23 protein-coding genes are annotated in these 18,732 nt (G+C 62.8%); 14 read left to right on the top strand and 9 right to left on the bottom strand.

The features are described from left to right. Nucleotides 1–69: 69 nt before the first annotated feature. Both V8U06_RS02390 and V8U06_RS02385 read right to left on the bottom strand, forming a co-directional pair. A complete protein-coding gene (locus V8U06_RS02390; protein ID WP_427139575.1) occupies nt 70–1,146 on the bottom strand; it encodes a fatty acid desaturase in 1,077 nt (358 codons plus the stop codon). A 152-nt stretch (nt 1,147–1,298) separates the two neighbouring features. Next, nucleotides 1,299–1,973 carry a spermidine synthase gene (locus V8U06_RS02385; RefSeq protein WP_427139348.1) on the bottom strand — a complete coding sequence of 225 codons (675 nt, stop codon included), beginning with the start codon at nt 1,971–1,973 and terminating at the stop codon, nt 1,299–1,301. Nucleotides 1,974–2,187: 214 nt separating this feature from the next. Here V8U06_RS02385 and V8U06_RS02380 point away from each other — a divergent pair, with 214 nt between their 5' ends. The 3 genes from V8U06_RS02380 to V8U06_RS02370 all read left to right on the top strand — a co-directional run bounded on the left by V8U06_RS02380 (nt 2,188) and on the right by V8U06_RS02370 (nt 3,567). Continuing rightward, a complete protein-coding gene (locus V8U06_RS02380) occupies nt 2,188–2,391 on the top strand; it encodes a cold-shock protein (RefSeq protein ID WP_226918658.1) in 204 nt (67 codons plus the stop codon). Nucleotides 2,392–2,841: 450 nt separating this feature from the next. Next, the gene (locus V8U06_RS02375; RefSeq protein WP_427139347.1) at nt 2,842–3,102 is read left to right on the top strand and encodes a hypothetical protein; all 261 of its coding nucleotides are present in this window, start codon (nt 2,842–2,844) and stop codon (nt 3,100–3,102) included. A 249-nt stretch (nt 3,103–3,351) separates the two neighbouring features. Continuing rightward, nucleotides 3,352–3,567, top strand: coding sequence for a hypothetical protein (locus V8U06_RS02370; RefSeq protein WP_427139346.1), 216 nt, complete (start codon nt 3,352–3,354; stop codon nt 3,565–3,567). A gap of 88 nt (nt 3,568–3,655) precedes the next feature. Here the strand turns inward: V8U06_RS02370 and V8U06_RS02365 are convergent, their stop codons facing one another. Next, complete coding sequence (locus V8U06_RS02365) at nt 3,656–3,916, bottom strand: DUF982 domain-containing protein (RefSeq protein WP_427139345.1); 261 nt, start codon at nt 3,914–3,916, stop codon at nt 3,656–3,658. Between the two features lie 365 nt (nt 3,917–4,281). On the opposite strand from V8U06_RS02365, the gene V8U06_RS02360 reads away from it, so the two are divergent. Then, nucleotides 4,282–4,692, top strand: coding sequence for a YybH family protein (locus V8U06_RS02360; RefSeq protein WP_427139344.1), 411 nt, complete (start codon nt 4,282–4,284; stop codon nt 4,690–4,692). Nucleotides 4,693–4,773: 81 nt separating this feature from the next. Here the strand turns inward: V8U06_RS02360 and V8U06_RS02355 are convergent, their stop codons facing one another. Continuing rightward, nucleotides 4,774–5,667, bottom strand: coding sequence for a hypothetical protein (locus V8U06_RS02355; protein WP_427139343.1), 894 nt, complete (start codon nt 5,665–5,667; stop codon nt 4,774–4,776). A gap of 57 nt (nt 5,668–5,724) precedes the next feature. Continuing rightward, nucleotides 5,725–6,003 (bottom strand): HU family DNA-binding protein, encoded by a 279-nt coding sequence (locus V8U06_RS02350; RefSeq protein ID WP_427139342.1) that lies wholly within the window; start codon nt 6,001–6,003, stop codon nt 5,725–5,727. A gap of 266 nt (nt 6,004–6,269) precedes the next feature. On the opposite strand from V8U06_RS02350, the gene V8U06_RS02345 reads away from it, so the two are divergent. The 5 genes from V8U06_RS02345 (at nt 6,270) to V8U06_RS02325 (ending at nt 10,844) form a co-directional block, all read left to right on the top strand. Beyond that, entirely contained in the window at nt 6,270–6,569 is a 300-nt protein-coding gene (locus V8U06_RS02345; protein ID WP_427139341.1) for a hypothetical protein, read from the top strand. Nucleotides 6,570–6,762: 193 nt separating this feature from the next. Then, on the top strand, nt 6,763–7,065 hold the full coding sequence (locus V8U06_RS02340; RefSeq protein ID WP_427139340.1) for a DUF982 domain-containing protein: 303 nt from the start codon (nt 6,763–6,765) through the stop codon (nt 7,063–7,065). Nucleotides 7,066–7,167: 102 nt separating this feature from the next. Beyond that, nucleotides 7,168–9,900: a GAF domain-containing protein gene (locus V8U06_RS02335; RefSeq protein WP_427139339.1), complete on the top strand. Its 2,733-nt coding sequence runs from the start codon at nt 7,168–7,170 to the stop codon at nt 9,898–9,900. A gap of 130 nt (nt 9,901–10,030) precedes the next feature. Beyond that, nucleotides 10,031–10,408, top strand: coding sequence for a response regulator (locus tag V8U06_RS02330; RefSeq protein WP_427139338.1), 378 nt, complete (start codon nt 10,031–10,033; stop codon nt 10,406–10,408). A 61-nt stretch (nt 10,409–10,469) separates the two neighbouring features. Then, a complete protein-coding gene (locus V8U06_RS02325; protein ID WP_427139337.1) occupies nt 10,470–10,844 on the top strand; it encodes a GFA family protein in 375 nt (124 codons plus the stop codon). A 454-nt stretch (nt 10,845–11,298) separates the two neighbouring features. Here V8U06_RS02325 and V8U06_RS02320 read toward each other — a convergent pair whose 3' ends face one another. After that, nucleotides 11,299–12,198, bottom strand: coding sequence for a hypothetical protein (locus V8U06_RS02320; protein WP_427139336.1), 900 nt, complete (start codon nt 12,196–12,198; stop codon nt 11,299–11,301). A 270-nt stretch (nt 12,199–12,468) separates the two neighbouring features. Here V8U06_RS02320 and V8U06_RS02315 point away from each other — a divergent pair, with 270 nt between their 5' ends. The 5 genes from V8U06_RS02315 (at nt 12,469) to V8U06_RS02295 (ending at nt 17,078) form a co-directional block, all read left to right on the top strand. After that, the gene (locus tag V8U06_RS02315) at nt 12,469–13,128 is read left to right on the top strand and encodes a DUF6766 family protein (protein ID WP_427139335.1); all 660 of its coding nucleotides are present in this window, start codon (nt 12,469–12,471) and stop codon (nt 13,126–13,128) included. Nucleotides 13,129–13,166: 38 nt separating this feature from the next. Continuing rightward, complete coding sequence (gene nadE / locus V8U06_RS02310) at nt 13,167–13,973, top strand: ammonia-dependent NAD(+) synthetase (protein ID WP_427139334.1); 807 nt, start codon at nt 13,167–13,169, stop codon at nt 13,971–13,973. Nucleotides 13,974–14,023: 50 nt separating this feature from the next. Further along, a complete protein-coding gene (locus V8U06_RS02305; RefSeq protein ID WP_427139333.1) occupies nt 14,024–14,236 on the top strand; it encodes a hypothetical protein in 213 nt (70 codons plus the stop codon). After that, nucleotides 14,226–14,420 carry a hypothetical protein gene (locus tag V8U06_RS02300; protein ID WP_314089229.1) on the top strand — a complete coding sequence of 65 codons (195 nt, stop codon included), beginning with the start codon at nt 14,226–14,228 and terminating at the stop codon, nt 14,418–14,420. Before V8U06_RS02305 ends, V8U06_RS02300 begins: the two co-directional genes overlap by 11 nt. A gap of 540 nt (nt 14,421–14,960) precedes the next feature. Next, the gene (locus V8U06_RS02295) at nt 14,961–17,078 is read left to right on the top strand and encodes a catalase (RefSeq protein WP_427139332.1); all 2,118 of its coding nucleotides are present in this window, start codon (nt 14,961–14,963) and stop codon (nt 17,076–17,078) included. Between the two features lie 37 nt (nt 17,079–17,115). Here the strand turns inward: V8U06_RS02295 and V8U06_RS02290 are convergent, their stop codons facing one another. The 3 genes from V8U06_RS02290 to V8U06_RS02280 form a co-directional block, all read right to left on the bottom strand. Further along, entirely contained in the window at nt 17,116–17,379 is a 264-nt protein-coding gene (locus tag V8U06_RS02290; RefSeq protein WP_427139331.1) for a hypothetical protein, read from the bottom strand. Between the two features lie 9 nt (nt 17,380–17,388). Further along, nucleotides 17,389–18,258: an SDR family oxidoreductase gene (locus V8U06_RS02285; RefSeq protein WP_427139330.1), complete on the bottom strand. Its 870-nt coding sequence runs from the start codon at nt 18,256–18,258 to the stop codon at nt 17,389–17,391. Nucleotides 18,259–18,446: 188 nt separating this feature from the next. Next, entirely contained in the window at nt 18,447–18,698 is a 252-nt protein-coding gene (locus tag V8U06_RS02280; RefSeq protein WP_427139329.1) for a glycine zipper domain-containing protein, read from the bottom strand. Nucleotides 18,699–18,732: the final 34 nt, after the last annotated feature.

Raw genomic sequence — 18,732 nt, 5'->3', positions numbered from 1 at the left:
TTCGTGGTTGTCCGGTTGTGGCTCTTTCCCGGCGGCCTGTCGAGCAAGACACCGCGCCCGGCACGCCGGTCAGCTATAGGAGACTTGCCCATCAGGTTCGCTTGCGCTGGCCGTAAACGGTGCACGCTTCGCAGCTTCCCGCAGCGACACCAGTTGTTGTGACGCTTCATCCCAGAGAATGAGCTTCACGCAGCCAAGGCTCTGCCGGATCGTGATCCGGCCCAGGTCCGCCAGTTCGGGGTAGTCGCGCAGAACCTCCGGAAGCCTGTAGAAAGGAACACGGCTCGAGAGATGGTGGATATGGTGCATCCCGATATTGCCGGTTATCCAGCGCAGGGGAGCGGGCAGATCGTAGTGCGAGGCGCCGTGCATGGCCGCATACTGGAACGTCCATTCCGGCGGCTTCGACCAATGTGTGTCCTCGAACTGGTGCTGGACATAAAACAGCCAGACGCCCGCCGTGCCGGCGAGAAGCACGATCGGCAGATGGATCGTGAGAAACGGAACAAGACCGACCAGCCAGACGAGCAGGACGGCGAGGACCGCAATGGCGGCATTCGTCGCCATGGTCGAGACCCATGGCAGCGCGCCGGACCGCATCATGCCGAACGGCAATCTCTGCTTGAAGAGAAAGACCCAGGCGGGACCGATGCCGAACATGACGAGCGGATGGCGGTAGAAGCGGTAGCCGAACCGCTGCCAGGGCGTCGACATCGCATATTCCGCGACGGTGAGCGTCGTGATGTCGCCGACGCCCCGTTCGTCGAGATTGCCGGCCGAAGCATGATGCTCGGCATGCGCACGGCGCCAGTAATCATAGGGCGTCAATGTCAGAACGCCGATTGCCCGTCCCGTCCAGTCATCCAGGCGGCGCCGGCCGAAGAAGGAGCCATGGCCGCAGTCGTGCTGCAGCATGAAGAGACGCAGAAGAAATCCCGCTGCCGGGACGATGAGGATCATGCCCGGCCAGAAGCCGAAACGCATCGAGGCCCAGGCGCCGGCCCACAGCAGGGCAAACGGGACCAGCGTGACGGCGAGCTCGAACGCGCTTCGGCCGGTATGGGGCTGGCGATAGACGGAGATGATCTTCAGCCAGGCTTTTTCACGATCGCCTCCTTCGGAGGCAGTTGCAGTCGTCGCGTTCATCGGCAGGTGTCGTCTTCCAGTAATGTCCCGCGCAGCGGGAACAGGATTGATGCGTGTGGTAGGGTCAGATCCGAGGTCTGACCGGATTGTCCGGGTGATGGGCAGGTCGCGGCAACTCGGAGCGATCTCGATGTTGATGTCATGGCATACCGTCAGCGCCTGGTCGCCATCCACAAGACATGACGGGCGCCGCTGTTCCTGCTGCTGGCGCGCACGCTGATTTCGTCCGTGGCAAAACCGGTCTCGTGCAATCGACGCGTGAAGCCACGGTCCGGTGCGGAGGACCAGACGGCAAGCACGCCATTTGGGCGCAGTGCGGACTTGGCGGCCCGAAGCCCGTCGTGGCTGTATAAGCCGTCGTTGGACGCGCGCGTCAGTCCATCGGGGCCGTTGTCGACATCGAGCAGGATCGCATCATAGGCGGCCTTCCTCGATCGGATGAGCGCACCGACGTCGCCGACATGGATCTCGACGCGCGGGTCGTCGAGGGTCCCGCCGTGAAGGTCCGCCAAAGGTCCGCGCCCCCATTCGACGACCGCCGGAACGAGTTCGGCAACGACGACACGGGCATCGTCAGGCAGCGCGCCGAGAGCGGCCCGCAGGGTAAACCCCATGCCGAGGCCGCCGATGAGCATGCTCGGACTTTTCCGGCCTGCGATCCGCTCGCAGCTCAAGGTCGCCAGCGCCTCTTCCGAGCCGCTCAACCGGCTGTTCATGAGCTCCGTCGAACCGAGCATGATGGAGAATTCGCTCCCGCGCTGCTTCAGGCGCAGCTCTCCGCCATCGCCGGGAATGGTCGCGCGATCAAGGTGGAGCCAGGGAAGCATCGGGATGTCTCGTTACGTTGTTTGGAGGCCTCGTATCATGGTGGCCGCGCCGAGGACATCATATTTTCGGCAACGCGCCGGCGTTTCGAGAAGGAAATTCGTGGAAATTTGCTGGTCATCGGCCCATTTCGGCGCAAATGCCCGGTTGCGCACACGCTTCACGACGAATATGCTCCCGCCGGCGGCACAGTGCCGCTCTATTCACGAGGATCACATGGCGACGGGCACCGTAAAGTTTTTCAATCAGGACAAGGGTTTTGGGTTCATCACGCCCGACGATGGCGGGCAGGATGTCTTCGTCCATGTCTCGGGTGTTCAGTCGGGTGGTCCCCTGCGGGACGGCTCGAAGGTCAGCTATGACCTCGGCCAGGACCGCAAGACCGGCAAGTCGAAGGCCGAAAACGTTCGCGCGATCTAATCAGGCGATCTGGCGTGCGGTGGCAACTTGCCGCCGCCGCCCACGAATTCAAGGGTAGACTTGCCGGCTCACCGCCATTGGAGCGTTGAAGAGCCAGCTGAACGTCTGCCTCTCTTGCCATGCCGGAGACCCTCTCGGCATGCGATCTCCCGTGCGGCAACTGCGGGAGACAAACCACTCCCCAAGCATGTCTTAGCGCCCCGCCTTTGAAACGGCGAGAACCGCGCCTAAGGCGAAATTCTGCTGCGAGGAAACGGCAAGTCCAAACGGATTGGCCGCCATCACCGTTGCCACTCTCTTATGCCGGATCGGTGCAGCAAGGCCGCCGCGCCCGATCAAGCGTGCGCGCCCGCGCCACAGATTCCGTTCCGCGCCCTCCGCAAGGGTCGCCATTGCAAAGCGCACCGCGGCTCTTATCTCTTCACGCGGGGGTCAACGGAGAACCGGCCGATGAAGGAATTCGTCATCAATGTCGTATCGGATGATGCCATGGAAATCCTTGTGCCGGACAGGCGCAAGGACTGTCCGGTCATTTGCCTTTGCTGCGAACGAGCGGATCAGCCGATGGACGATGACGGCTGCGGCATTTGCGATGCGTGCCTGGGTTTGCCTGTTCAGACAGATCTCCCCGTTCAAAGACGAGAGAACATGGACGATCTTGCATTCCCGATGCCCTCTCCCCATTTATCGCTCACTGCCCGTCATCGATGACTGCCTGCAGCGATGGTGCTCCGTCGCGCGTTCGTAGTCGTCCGGGTTGGAAGGGCGCTCCCCGAAAGGGTCGAGCGCCCTTCGTCATTTGGCTGGGCCTGCCTCTCTCACGGAACCCGCGGACCGGATTGCGCAATGGCCGAAGGAGTGGGATGTCGGCGTGCGCCCCTGCCGACGGATGACGCAGGCAACTTTCGCACAAGGACCCCAAGGCATCTTACGCGGCCACATCATGGTACGGAGGAACCCTTGGAGAATCGGTCGGGTATTTTTGCATCAAGCACGGAGCGCATGGCGTGGAGCATTGCTGCGCGCCACCTTGCCAGCGGCCAGAAAGACCCTGTCCTGATGATCATCGAGGGCATAGAAGACGAGCGTAGACGCTGCATCGAACTGTTGCAGGCTGCAGCGGGAGACGACGCCGAGATCCCGCCCTTTCTGACCGATCCCGATCACAAGTGGTGAGCGGCGGCAATTTCTCCCGGGTTCCGCGCCGGTCATCCCACGCCTTTTGCCCAAACGACGGCAGCGATACGCAGCGATGGCCGCGCAATCAGTGGAGCCGCACCAGAATGTGAGCTTCCTCTGCTGCCGCAACAAAGGCAAGGCGCGCCTCGTTCGCCGGCGCTTCGTCCTCCAGCGCCTCCGCGCACAGATCCAGGGCGTGAAGGAATGCACGCCCCTGCTCAACGGGCCAATGATCCATCAGCAGGATTGCCGCCTCGCGCGTCGATTCCACGATGAAGGGTCCACCGATCGTATCGAGGTTGATGGCGACACCTGCCGGCCAATCCATGAGCAAGCGAGATTGCATTGCCTTTCCTCCTGCACATAAATGCCGCCATGCTTATTTAGGTTCCGGCTTTCATGTCAGATGACGTTTCCAAGGAGCGGTTCCCCTGGCTGTTCTCATTGCCCGGCTCTCGGCCCGCGTGCAGATCAATCATTTGCGCGTAACGGCCGTATGAAGGACCGGCCCGGAAACTGTCGAACAGGAAGCGTCTGCCAGGCTAAAGCCTGCGGCAACACAGAGCCGGTCTTGGCACATCGCTTCATTCATCGGCCTGACGGGTTCGCCTGCCTGTAATTCCAGGGAGGCGCGGACGGCGGCCAAGGACAGTGGCCCTGTCTGGAACTTGTCCATCCGCGCATGGTTGTCCCCTCGAAAGGAGACCGACCATGCAGGATGACTTCGACACTTTCATGCGGACGCGCGAGGCCGCCGCAGGTGCCTACACGACGGGAAACGCCCGGCCCCTGGAAGCGATCTCGCAGAGATCGGGGCCTGCGACCTTCTTCGATCCCGGCGGCGGGTTGACCGAGGGGGCAGAGAATGTGCTCAGAGTCAATATCGAAGGTGCACGCGCCTTCGGACCGAACGGCAAGACGCATTTCGACGTCAGAGACCACGGCGCGTCCGGAGATCTCGCCTTCTGGACCGGCTATCAGCACGCAAGCGTCGAGCTGAATGGCAAGCAGCAGGATATGAAACTGCGCATTACCGAAGTCTTCCGCCGAACGGATGATGGCTGGAAACTGGTGCACCGCCACGCAAGCATGGCGAAATCCCAAAACGAAAAGGGACGTTAAGCCTCGCCGCGCAGGCCAAACGGTAACGAGACGTCGGGAGAGCCCTTGCTTGTCACGTCTTTGGCAAGGGCCCGGGGCCCATCAAGGCGATGACAATCGCGCGGCTCTTTGCTCCCGCGAGCGCGCGGTTCGGCGCGCTTCACGCAACTCTTCCAGCGTCGGCAGCCACCAGCCGCGCTGACGTTGTGGGTCTCCGTCTGCCACTCTCGATGGCCAGGTCTGTACCAACTCCTCCAGGGAGGGCGTGCGCCATATCCCCCAGACATGGTCACCGACGAGATCGGGGTAAAGATCGGCAAGGTCTTCCGTCTCGACGACCTCCCCCGTGATCTCGTCCAGAACAAGGATGCCATAAGCTGCCGTGGCAATGGGCCGATCCGTCGGCGGGAGATCGCCAACGGGAAGCGGAAGGCGGCGGCGCCGGCGCTCAGCCACGCGACGCCGCGTTGCTCTCTCCTCGTCCGTGCCCTTGCGCGCGGCGGCGCGTCTCGCCCGCTCGTGCGGTTCGCTGTACCGAGCTTCGGCCTCTATGGTCTGCCAATGGTCGACCAGCGCGTCATAGGACGCAAACGGGATCCGCCAGACCTTGCTGTCGCCGTCCCAGCGCGCGAACGGAATTTGACGGATCTCCTCAACCAGCTTTCGCGAATAGGGCGTCTTTATGCGGAAGCCATCGTCGTCGACGTTGAGATAGGGGCTGAGGATCGGTTCGAACGCATAGGCATCCCTGCCCTTGTCCGCGGCAAAGGGATCGACGCGCGCCTCTTCCAGCGCCAGCCAGCGGTCGATACGCCTGCGCGCGGTCTTGCCCGGCACAATCCAGGCCCGCTGCCGGTCGCTCCAGCGTGCCCGGGGAAACGTCTGCCGGAACCGCTGAACGGTCATCCGATCGAACGGAAACGAGACGGCGGCGCGCGCGGCGCCGTCCCTGTCATCGTCAATCCTGTCATCGTCGATCCGGTCATCGTCGCTCATGATCTCACCCATCCTGTCGGAGAAAGGCGGCTCAAGCGCGGCAAGGGTCCGCGATGGCTATTTGTTGAGCATGTCCTTGAGGGACTTCGCCGGCGTAAATGTCACCTTCTTCGCCGCCGCCACCTTGATCGTTGCGCCGGTCGCAGGGTTTCTGGCCTCACGCGCGGGCACGTCTTTCACCTTGAACTTGCCAAAGCCGGGAAGCGACGTTTCCGCGCCGGCGACAGCCGCTGCGGTGATCTGGGCAAGCACCGCCTCGACGATGGTCTTGCTCTGCGCTTTGGTGATCCCATGATCGGCGGCGATTTTCTCGGCAATCTCGTTGGTCGTTGTCATTGTGATTCTCCTCGCTAACGGCCGATCCTCCCCCTGTCATCCGGCGCTGTCATCCGGCGCGAAGCGCCAGAAGGCGAGGATCGGCGCTTGTCCACAGCATAACAATGCCTGGGCGCCGGGAATTGCCGACGGATCGGTTGACTTCCGGTCTCAGCGCTCCAAATCGCCGCCGTTCATCTGGTTTCAAACGGATGAGCCGGCGAGACCTGGACAGCCCCCGCTGATCCTTGTCTCGTCGACAGACGGCAATGCAAGCAGGAAACGAAATGCCTCTCAAAAGGAAAGACGGTGCTTCGGTACCGAAGGAACTCGGGTTGTTCTGGCCGATGCTGACACCCGAAGGAACCATCATCGACATCTACGTCTATGCCAGCACGCTGCAAATGCTCGACACCGCGCCGGGCAGCCCGGTCGGCTTGCTCAAGCGAAACCGTGCGCTGCTGGAAACCATCGCCAGTCGGAAATACGATCGGGAGGGCGCGCCGGGCGATGCGCTCCATCTTAACCGGGACGATGTGATGGACGCAAAAACCGGCGACACCGAAACCGATCCCGGCTCGGTCTGAAAGTGGTGGCCATATCGCGCGCTCCCTGAGAAGTGATCGGCATCGTACGGAACCGCCGGATTCTCAAGGGGCGCCCGAAGCATCGATTTGGGGCGCCATCGCGCGGCGGATCGAAGCTTCGCCGCGCCCTTGAAACATTCCAGGTGAAGCCCATATCGAAACGCGCCAGATGGCTCTTGAAAGGAGGATTTCGATGCCGGCTGACATATTCTTTTCCACGCCCCTGCATGTACGCCTGTCCAGCGGTCTTGGCCGCACCTTCGACAGCGTGAACGACACCCTCGATTTTCTGGAAAACGAATGGCCGCTTCGCCATGGTGAGCGCTATGAACGCGCCTGCGAAAAGTGCCGTGGCGCACTCGCGCGCCAGGTCCCCGTCGCTGTCGCCCGGGAGGCCTTCGTTGCCGCTTGCCTGGAGGCGGGCATGGCCGTCGAATCCATGCCCCCGGCGTGGCATCGCTCCGGACCGCCAATACCGCCCCGCATGAGCGCCTGATGCTGCAGCCGCCTGGTCGGACGGATCGGGCGCGCTTTTTCAGTGCGCATGCGCGTGCATATCGTATGGTCGCATCATCAACAGGCGGCGAGGTTCTTCCAGGTGCATATCGATGACGACCATCCGCTTTCCGGTACCACGCTGTCTGCGGACATGCGGCGCCTCGTAGACAGCGAGGCGCGGCTGCGTTTTCTCGACAGGCTGACGAAGGCGACGGCCTCGAGTGCCGACGCCGACGAAATCCTGGCGATCACCACGAGCATGCTGGGCGAATATCTGGCTGTTTCCGTCTGCGCCTATGCGGACATGGAACCCGATCAGGATCACTTCACAATCCGGGGCGATTGGAGCGCGCAAGGATCCCCCAGCATCAGGGGATACTACAGTCTTGCAGCCTTCGGCACGCGGGCCGTCGATGACCTTCATGCCGGCAGGCCGCTTGTCATCAATGACAATCGCGTCGAACTGCCGGCCGAAGCAGCCGCGACGTTTCAGGCAATCGGCATTGCCGCCACGATCTGCATGCCGCTCGTCAAGCTCGGCCGCCTGACGGCTTTGATGGCGATTCACCACAAGGAGCCCCATAGCTGGACGCTTTCGGAGCTCGCGATCCTCACGGAGGTGACGGAGCGCTCCTGGGCCCATATCGAACGAGTCCGCGCCGGGCAAACGGCGGACGAAGCGGCCGAACGCCTGAAGCTCGCCACCGATGCCGCATCGATCGGGATCTGGGACTATGACGTCGCCTCGAGGCGGCTGACATGGGATACGCGCTGCAAGGCGCTGTTCGGATTGCCGCCGGACGCCGAGATTTCCTACGAAACCAGCTTCCTCGCCGGGCTTCATCCTGACGACCGCGAACGAGCGAATGCGGCGGTCCTCGACGCGGTATCCGGTGCCGCATCCCAGCCGTTCAACATCGAATACAGGACCATCGGACTTCACGACCATATCGAACGCTGGATAGCCGCGAACGGTGACGTCGTCACCGCCCGGGACGGCGACGTTCGCTTCGTCGGCACGGTTCGCGACATCACCGCGCAGAAGAAGGCCGAGCGCCATCTGAAGATCATGAACGACACCGGCGCCGCCATTGCGGCCGAGCTGGATCTCGAGAAGATCGTGCAGACGGTGACCGACACAGGCGTGGAACTTTCCGGCGCCGAGTTCGGGGCTTTCTTCTACAACGTGCTCGATAACGAGGGCGGGAGCTACATGCTCTATTCGCTGTCGGGTGCGCCGCGCAGCGCTTTCGAAAACTATCCGATGCCAAGGGCAACCGACGTCTTCAAGCCCACGTTCCTCGGCGAGGGCGTCGTGCGCTCGGACGACATCTTGCAGGACCCGCGTTATGGGCGGAACAGCCCTCGCAAGGGTATGCCGGCCGGGCATTTGCCCGTCCGATCCTACCTTGCCGTCCCCGTCATCTCGCGGTCAGGCGAGGTGCTCGGCGGCCTGTTCTTCGGCCACAAGGAAACGGGCCGCTTTGCCAGGGAACACGAGACCGCTCTGTTGGGCATCGCGGGTCATGCGGCCACCGCAATCGACAATGCGCGACTGTTCCAGGCCGCCCAGGTCGAACTCGCACAGCGTCGGCGTGCGGAGGAAGAGCTTACGCTGCTGAACGCCACCCTCGAACAGAGGGTGGCCGAGGAGGTGGCCGAGCGTGCGAGAGCAGAGGCACAGTTGCGCCAGGCCCAGAAGATGGAAGCTGTTGGCCAGCTCACCGGCGGCATCGCCCACGACTTCAACAACATGCTGGCCGTCATCATCGGCGGACTGGGCATGTTGCAACGGCGCCTTGCGCGCGGCGATACGGATGTCGGCCGGTTCGTGGACGGAGCCGCGGAGGCGGCGCACCGCGCCGCAACCCTCACACAACGGCTCCTCGCCTTTTCGCGACGGCAACCCCTGTCTCCCCAGCCGCTCGATCCCAATCGCATGGTTGGGGGGATGAGCGATCTGCTTGCAAGAACGCTCGGCGAGACGATTGCACTGGAAACGGTGCTGGCTGCGGGCGTTTGGCAGATCAATGCGGATGCTGCCCAACTGGAAAGCACGATCCTCAATCTGTGCGTCAATGCGCGCGACGCCATGCCCACCGGGGGCCGGCTGACGATCGAGACGTCGAATGCCTATGTCGACGACCGCTACGCGAAGGAAGCGGGCCTGCAAAGCGGGCAGTTCGTTCTGATTGCGGTTACCGACACCGGCGTTGGCATGAACGAAACCGTGATGGCCCAGGCCTTCGATCCGTTCTTCACCACGAAGGACGTCGGAAAAGGCACAGGCCTCGGCCTCAGCCAGGTCTATGGTTTCGTGCGTCAGTCCGGCGGAGAGGTCAAGATTTACTCCGAGCCCGGCGTCGGCACCACGATGAAAGTCTATCTGCCGCGACACCACGGCGTTGCCGCGCACATCGTTGAGCAGGACCGGACGCAGCAACCGCTGCCCGGTTACGCCAACGAGGTGGTCATGGTCGTTGAGGATGACCCGCGCGTCCGCGCGATCTCGACGGATGCGCTGCGGGAGCTGGGATACACCGTCGTTGAAGCGGTCGATGCGGCACATGCGCTGCGCCTCATCGAGGAAGGTCAGCCCATTTCGCTCCTCTTCACCGACGTCGTCATGCCAGGCATGTCCGGCCGGGAACTGGTCGACCGTCTGCGCCAGAAAGGCCTTGCCGTTCCGGTTCTCTACACGACCGGGTACACGCGAAACGCCATCGTCCACAACGGGGTCCTCGACCCGCATACGCAACTCCTCTCGAAGCCTTTCACTGTCGAGGAACTGGCGAGAAAGGTTCGCGCCATCCTGGACCATCGCTCCGACTGACCGGATCACCGGGCGTTCTCGCTCGATATCCGGCCAGCCGGGAGCCGGGACGTGCGGGATATGCGCCATCCGGCTCAACCGTTGACCGGCCCTGTCCGCGACCTAGATTGCCCCTGAAGGAGGCCGAACCATGCGCGTTCTGATCGTTGAAGATGAATTTCTCATCGCCTCTCTCCTGGAGGCCATTGTCGAGGAGCAGGGACACGAACGGCTGGGACCGGTTTCAACCGTCGAACAGGCGCTCGCATATGCTCCCAGCGCGGACATCGCGCTGGTCGATCTGGGGCTTGCCGACGGCAACAGCGGGCGTTTGCTTGCCCGCCGCTTGGTCGACAGGTTCGGCATCGACGTGATTTTCGTGACAGGAGACGCCAGCGCGCTCCAGGACGGCTTTGACGGTGCTCTCGCCGTCATCCAGAAGCCATTTCGCGATGAAGAGATCGTCGCGGCGCTGACCACAGCGCTCGATCGGCGGCAAAGATCCACCGGCCGGGCCCATCGCACATAAATCGATGCCTCGTGAACGACCGCGACGTGCGCGAGACGGTGCTACCGCGGAGGAGATACCGATGACGACTTTGTCCGGGCAATGTCTTTGTCAACAGGTCCGGCTATCGGTCCATGGCGACCCACTTCGCATAGGCATCTGCCATTGCATGGATTGCCGGAAGGAAAGCGGCTCCGCTTTCACCTTCTATGGCATATGGCCCGCAAGCCGCTTCCGATTTTCAGGCGAAACGGCCGAGTTCCAAGGCCGCCGATTTTGCCCGCGATGCGGATCGCGGTTGTTCTCCGTGGACGAGCACGAGGCGGAGATCAAGCTTGGAATTCTCGACCATGCGCCAACACCTCTTCTCCCAACCTACGAACTTTGGATCAAGCGCCGCGAAGCATGGCTCTCCCCGATCCAGGGAGCCGAGCAGTTCGAGGAGGATCGAACATGAAGCACAGACGGGATCGGATGAGCGACGACGCCTGCCAGACGGTGAGAATGAGAGGCGCGGCGGAAGCAGCGCGCGTGACAGGAACAATGCCCCCGATCCCGGGTTCGCGACGGGAACACGGAGACTTGCAATAACGCTAGGATCGTCATTGGCCGCGCCTGTGACTAGGCCCGGCCCCAGTTGCCTGAGAGCATTCTGCGCCCTGCCCTGCATATGGGCCGTTTTTGCGGGGTGCGAAACGCGAAGCGCGTTGTCGCGCATTTGAAGAATTCCGGTTACGAAATCGCGCATGCGCTAACCGGAGACCCCTGACGATGTTCCTTAGAGCCCCTGCGCATTCGGAGCCGGACATGCCCGCGCGCCAGGTCATGGACATGACGACAACAGGCGCCGACAGCGCCTGTTGTTTCCTTAAAAAGGCGAAGCCGGGCGTACTGGCTCAGCCGGTTGGCGCTCACGCGCGCACGATCAGGGCCGCTTCGTCATCGTCGCGTTGCCGGCCACCGAGTGCGGCCGCGGCGGACGCGATGAACGCGCCGACCAGCAAGGACAGCGCACCGAGCAACGCAACCGTGGCGGCCGATTTCCGCGCCTCATCGGCGGCCTGAAGGGCTGCATTCTTCGCGTCCTCGATCTGCTGAAGCACCTGGTCCACGCGCGCCCGGGCCTCTTCCTGGGGAATGCCGGCGCGGGAAGCGACGATGGTCGCGACATAGGCGCGATCGGCTTCCGGAACTTCTCCGTTGGCCGCGCCCTGCATCAGGATACGCGACACTTCGGCGGTAGCGGCCGCGTCGTCCGACTGCGCCCTTGCTGCCGCGTCCTGGGGGCGAAGAAGCAGGTCCGTAAAGTACCCCGTTGCAAGATCGGGAGCCTCGTCGCTACCGGCTGCGGCCGCCGTGGCGCCGACGGTCGCCGTCGCAGCAACGGACGAAGCCGCCTGCACGCCGCTTCCGACCAGCGAAGTGAAGGCCGATCCTGCAAGCCCGGCCACGACGACAGTCGCCAGCGCCCAACTCATAAACCCGTGCGCGGTGTCCCGGAAGAACACTTCATCGGTATGAACACCCGCCCATTTCGTGCGCAACCGTCCGGTGAGATAGCCCCCGAGCGCCGAGGACAGCCACTGAACGATGACGAACCAGATGGCGGCGGTCACGCTGACCGTCGTGAACGAAGCGCTCTCCCCAGACCAGGGCGAGACCATGGTGAGCCCGACGCCGGAACCGAGCAGGAGGAGAATGAGCGTTATCGCCGAGGCTGCGATCGCGCCGCCGATGACGGGTCCCCATGCCAGGGCGGGAACATTGGATTCGATGCCGACGTCGGAAACGCCCGTCGTGTAACTAGCCATCCCCGCCTCCTATCGCATGAACAGGACAAGCAGGATGACGATCGGCAGGGGAATGCCCAGGAGCCAGAGAAGAATACCGCGACCCATTTTGAAATCTCCTTCATGTCGTGAACGCGTCTTGCGCGTGGAGCAACAACTTCCGCATCGGCCCGATGTTCCACGCCCTGTCGACGGCTACGGTTTCACTGCGTTTCCCGACACATAGCCCTGGGAACATTGCCCGTTACGACGGGTTTCTGACGGGCGGGACCGTGTGCGGAGTTTCGGAAAATGAAGGTTTTGAGAGATAACGGTCTGACGATCGTGCTGATTGTCGCCACGATTGTGACCCTGACGGGTATGCTGATGACGGGGATCTCCGTCTACAATGACGAATTGGTGCAACACCACCAGCCCGCCGTGTCCCTGACAGCTTACCTGACCAGCGGGCATTTCCTGTCCGCCCTCTTCGAAAACTGGGAAAGCGAATTTCTGCAGATGTCGGCCTATGTCGCGCTGACGGCTTTCCTCTTCCAGCGGGGTTCGGCCGAATCCAGGGATCCGGACGCCAGCGCGGAACAGGACGAGGATCCTGCCTCCCATCGCGGCGACCCGGATGCGCCGCTGCCCGTCCGGCTCGGGGGCCTTTCGGCCAGCCTCTATGCCTATTCCCTCGGAATCGCCCTTTTTGTCCTCTTCCTTCTGAGTTTTGCGCTTCACCTTCAGCACAGCGCGGCCGCCGAGGCCGTCGCGGCGCTGAGCCACGGCACTCCTCCGCCGACGATCTGGCAGCATGCCGGAAGCGCAGAGTTCTGGTTCGAATCCTTCCAGAACTGGCAATCGGAGTTCCTGTCCACAGCCGTTCTCGTGGTCCTCTCGATTTTTCTGCGCTTTCGCGGCTCGCCGGAGTCGAAACCAGTTGCAGCGCCCCATTCCAAAACGGGAGGATAGGCAATGTCCAAACAGACGTCATGGAGAGATGGGAAGTGATGGAACAGTCTGCGATCATCAGGGCTCTCGGGGTTCAACCCGATTTCGATGCCATGCATGAAATCAACAAACGTGTCACGTTTCTGAAAACCTATCTCCTCGAGAGCCGCCAGGCGGCCTATGTGCTGGGCATCAGTGGCGGCGTCGATTCCCTCACAGCCGGCCTCCTGGCCCAGCGCGCCGTGCGGGAGCTTCGCGAGGACGGGCACGCCGCCACCTTCATTGCTGTTCGCCTGCCCTATGGGGTCCAGGCGGACGAACACGACGCGGCCGCCGCGGTCGCCGCCATCGACCCCGATCGCGTTCTCACGGTGGACATCAAGCCGGCGGCCGACAGCCTGATGGCCGCCGTCCTTGCCGGCGGCATCGATCCGGGCCCGCGCCATCACTTCATCCTCGGAAACGTGAAGGCACGCCAGAGAATGGTGGCGCAATATGCGATTGCCGGAACCGCATCCGGCATCGTCATCGGAACCGATCACGCCGCCGAGGCGCTTATGGGCTTCTACACCAAGTTCGGTGACGGCGCCGCCGATGTCCTTCCGCTTGCCGGCCTCAACAAGAGACGGGTCCGCGCCGTGGCCGCCGCGCTCGGTGCACCGGACCACCTCGTCTGGAAAGTGCCGACGGCCGATCTCGAATCCGATGCACCGCTGCGACCCGACGAAGACGTCTACGGCGTGACCTATGACCAGATCGACGACTTCCTGGAGGGGCGGTCCATCGCGCCGGCAGCGGCCGAGCGGATCCTCGCGGCCTACAGGTCGAGCGCTCACAAGCGCGCGCTTCCCGTCCCGGCGGGATGATGGAACATCGCGGGGGGCGGACGGGTTAGGGTCTCGAAAGGAGATCCGACATGGGTATCGACAAACCCCGGGACGGCGCACCCGGCACGACCGACCAATCCCCCCGCTGGGAAGGCCCTGAAGAGAGCCGGCCTCGCGGCTATCTTCCGGCCAGGGACGATCCCGACCGCGCGCGTGACGCCGCCGGCGAAACGAACAATGATCCGGAACGCAATCGCCCGTCCGACGCCTTGAAAGTGAAGGAACGCCGCGATGGAGAATAAGCGCGAAAAGACCGGAGCGTTCGCCCCGTCCCAGGCTGACCGCAAGGCCGACGGTGTCGCCAGCGCAAAGCCGACCGTCATCACCGGCTCCGAGGATGCCACGGCAAACCGAACACCACCGGGCAAGAAGCGGCAAAAGGACTGGGACGTCGGTTTCGACGACGAACAGCCCGACCGGTCATGAGGCGGCAACCATGAAAAACGACCCAGGAAACGCCGACAAAACGGCTGGCCGTCAAAAGGCGCCCTCCTCCCCAGCATCGAAGTCTCAGGCATCGGATCGCGATGTCTCGGACCCCCATCCCGGCAGCGTTTCCGACGGCACACATCCTGAAGCCAACGAAACCAAGCGTCCGCGGAACGAAGGAGACAGGAAATATGGGACACCGAACTGAATCGCCGGCCGTACGGTCCCTGCATGAGGAACAGGCGCGTCAGGCAGGCGCCGATGCCAAGGGCAAGCTTCAAAAGGGGTTGGAGGACACGTTTCCTGCTTCAGATCCCGTCTCGGCCACGAATACATCCACAGTGAAGCAGCATGTGGAGCCGACGACTTCGGCTGAAGGCAAACGCTCCGATAAGAACCGATAGAACACGAGGCCGGTATCGCATTTCACGCGATGCCGGCCTGCTCGACTGCTCCGGCACACGGACGGCAGGCCCGCCTGGGAACAAGGCAGGAGGTTTCCGGTTAGGGGAGTGCAACACTTCCCAGGAGATTTCCATGGCCAAGAAAGCGAGCCCCATCACCAGGATGGAAGAGGCTTCCGTGCACGATCAAAAACTCCAGCGCGGCGCCGGCGGCGAACTGCATCAGATTGCCGAAGACGGTCACTCCGTCCTGACGACGGCACAAGGCGCACCCGTCGCGGACGATCAGAACACACTGCGCGTCGGAGCACGTGGACCAGCCCTCATCGAAGACTTCCACTTTCGCGAAAAGATCTTCCACTTCGACCACGAACGCATCCCCGAGCGGGTTGTGCATGCTCGCGGCTATGGCGCCCATGGCTATTTCGAGACCTATGAATCGCTCGCGGCCTATACACGCGCCGACCTTTTCCAGCGCGCCGGCGAGAAGACACCCGCCTTCGTGCGTTTCTCCACCGTCGCCGGCAGCAAGGGCTCGTTCGACCTTGCCCGTGACGTGCGTGGATTTGCCGTGAAGATCTATACGAAGGAAGGCAACTGGGACCTCGTCGGCAACAACATCCCGGTTTTCTTCATTCAGGATGCCATCAAGTTCCCCGACATCATTCACGCCGTGAAGCCCGAGCCGGACCGTGCCTTTCCGCAGGCCCAGTCCGCGCATGACAATTTCTGGGACTTCATCAGCCTGACGCCCGAGAGCATGCACATGATCATGTGGGTCATGTCGGACCGCGCCATCCCGCGCTCCTTCCGTTTCATGGAAGGGTTCGGGGTGCATACGTTCCGCTTCGTCAATGCAAGGGACGAGTCGACCTTCGTGAAGTTCCACTGGAAGCCGAAGCTCGGCCTGCAATCCGTCGCCTGGAACGAGGCCGTGAAGATCAACGGCGCGGATCCCGACTTTCACCGCCGCGATCTCTGGCAGGCCATCCAGTCCGGCAATTTCCCGGAATGGGAATTGCAGGTTCAACTCTTCGATCAGGATTTCGCCGACAGTTTCGACTTCGACGTGCTGGATCCGACCAAGATCATTCCGGAGGAGGTGCTCCCCCCGACACCCGTCGGCCGCCTCGTTCTCGATCGCATGCCGGACAATTTCTTCGCCGAAACCGAGCAGGTCGCCTTCATGACACAGAACGTGCCGCCCGGTATCGACTTCAGCAACGACCCCTTGCTTCAAGGCCGCAACTTCTCCTATCTCGACACGCAGATAAAGCGTCTCGGCAGCACGAATTTCACCCACCTGCCGATCAACGCGCCGAAGTGTCCCTTCGCGCATTTCCAGCAGGACGGCCATATGGCGATGCGCAATCCGTCAGGCCGCGTGAACTATCAGCCGAACTCCTGGGGCGAAGGACCGCGCGAAGCGCCTCTCGCGGGATACCGGCATTTCAAGTCGGAGGAGAGCGGCGAAAAGGTGCGCCTGCGGCCGGAGAGCTTTGCCGATCATTACAGCCAGGCGCGCCAGTTCTATATCAGCCAGACGCCACCCGAACAGCGCCATATCGCCATGGCCTTGACCTTCGAGCTGAGCAAGGTGGAAACCCCCGTTATCCGCGAACGCATGGTCTCCCATCTCCTCAACATCGACGAGACGCTGGCGAACAAGGTCGCGATCGCTCTCGGCATCAACGCCATGCCGAAACCGGCCGATGCGGCGGTGGAAACGCGCCAGGATCTCGAACCATCTCCGGCTCTCAGCATCATCGAACGCGGACCGAAACGCTTCGAGGGGCGCAAGCTCGGCGTGCTCATCACCGACGGCGCGGACAGCACGCTCTTCAAGGCTCTTGCGGCGGGCATCGAGAAGGAGAAAGCCGTGATCGAGGTCATTGCCCCGAAGGTCGGCGGCGTGACCCTGTCCGGCGGCAAGCCGCTCGCCGCTCAGCAGATGATCGACGGCGGTCCTTCCGTCCTCTACGACGCGGTGGTTGTGCTGGCATCGGAGGAAGGCGCAAGCGATCTCCTCAAGGAAGCGGCCGCGCGCGATTTCGTTGCGGATGCCTTCGCCCATTGCAAGTTCATCGGCTATACCAAACCCGCCTTTGCGCTTCTGGAAAAGGCCGGCGCCGCCGACATGCTGGACGAGGGAACGGTTGAAATCGATGGACCCGACGCGGTCGCGCGTTTCCTGAAAAGCCTCGGCACGTTGCGGGTCTGGGCGCGGGAACCTTCGGTCAAGCTTCCCTGAAAGCGAAAAGCAAGCCCCGGCCTTGCCGGGGCTCTTCTCATCTGCCGGCGGCGGCGACAAGCAAAAGAAAGGCCGTCGCACCGACGATGCGTTGCCACCGCGCCATCCGTTCACGATGATGCCGGATTCTTATCCGTTGGCGCAAGGCCGCGACTTCGGCGCGTAGCGCCGCCAGATCATCGAGCACCCCCTGATCGCTCGCCGGCGGAACGCCGACGGGCCGCGCCGTCTCCTCGATCTCCTGCAGATATTCGCGCCATTGCGCATCGCTCTCGAAACCGTGTTTGCGTATATCGGTCATCTCTTCTTCTCAGATCATGATCTCGCCGCCCGTTACGGGGATCACCGCACCGGTCATGTAGCTGCCGAGGTCGGAGGCAAGCAGAACGAACGCTCCCGCCAGTTCGGCCGGCTGGCCGGCGCGGCCGATGAGGGATTGCTTGCCGAAATCCTTCGTTTTGTCGGGCGGCATAGTGGAGGGAATAAGGGGTGTCCAGATCGGCCCCGGCGCGACGGCGTTCACACGGATGCCCTTGTCCGCGACCATTTCGGCCAGGCCCGCAGTGAAGTTCGAAATCGCGCCCTTCGTCGCCGCATAGGCAAGAAGATGGGGCGAAGGCTGACGCGACTGGATCGAGGTCGTGTTGATGATGGCGCTGCCGGGCTTCATGGTTGGAATGGCCGCGCGGGCCAGGAAGAACGGCGCATAGATATTGGTCCGGAATGTCCGGTCCCATTCCTCCGTGCTGATATCGCCGATATCCGCGTAGGTGCGTTGAAAGGCGGCATTGTTCACGAGAATGTCGAGCTGGCCGAAGTTCTCGAGACACTGCCGCACGAGATGACGGCAATGGTCCTCGCTTGTTATATCGCCGGGAAGGACGACGGCCTTGCGTCCCGCTTGCTCAACCCAGCGCGCGGTCTCATTGGCGTCCTGGTCTTCGCTCAAATAGGAAATCGCGATGTCGGCCCCTTCGCGCGCAAAGGCGATGGCGACGGCCCGGCCAATGCCGGAATCGGCGCCGGTGATCAGCGCCACCTTCCCTTTCAGTCGTTCCGCCCCGACATAGGTCTCCTCGCCGTGGTCCGGAAGCGGTTTCATCGCGCCTGTCAAACCGGGTGGGGATTGCTCCTGCGCCGGTTGCGGCGGCAGAGGACGGCGCGCATCGGTCTCGGGCATCTCGGTCTCCATCTAGACGGGTTTGAGTGTCGAACTCGGTGCCGCTGGAGATGTTCCCTCGGGGCGCGCACCTGAAACCGAGGGGCCGCGCCGATCGATTGTGATGACGGAAAGAGGTAAAACGGCATAGGTCGACATACAGGCCTGACCCCGGCACGGCAGCCGGGGCCTATGCCCTCAGGTTCGGGCTAGCAACGGTCGACGTATCTGTTGCCGTACTGGTCCCTGTAGTAGCAGCGTCCGGGCTGATCCGCGACATTGCCGATCAGCGCCCCGGCGACGCCGCCGACCGCCGCTCCAACGGCTGCGCCACGGACGTTGCCCGTCGCAACGCCGCCGACCACGGCGCCCGTCGCGGCACCGACACCGGCCCCTCGTTCTGTTGCCGTGCAGGCGGCGAGCGATAACCCGACGCAGGCGATAAGCATGATCTTTTTCATAATAGCCTCCCTATCTCGACCTTGTGAGAACCCG

It is taken from the genome of Shinella sp. G-2 (assembly GCF_050172695.1).
GTDB lineage: Bacteria > Pseudomonadota > Alphaproteobacteria > Rhizobiales > Rhizobiaceae > Shinella.
Note: the sequence above shows the minus strand (reverse complement) of the source record. Positions and strands in the feature narration are given on the sequence as shown.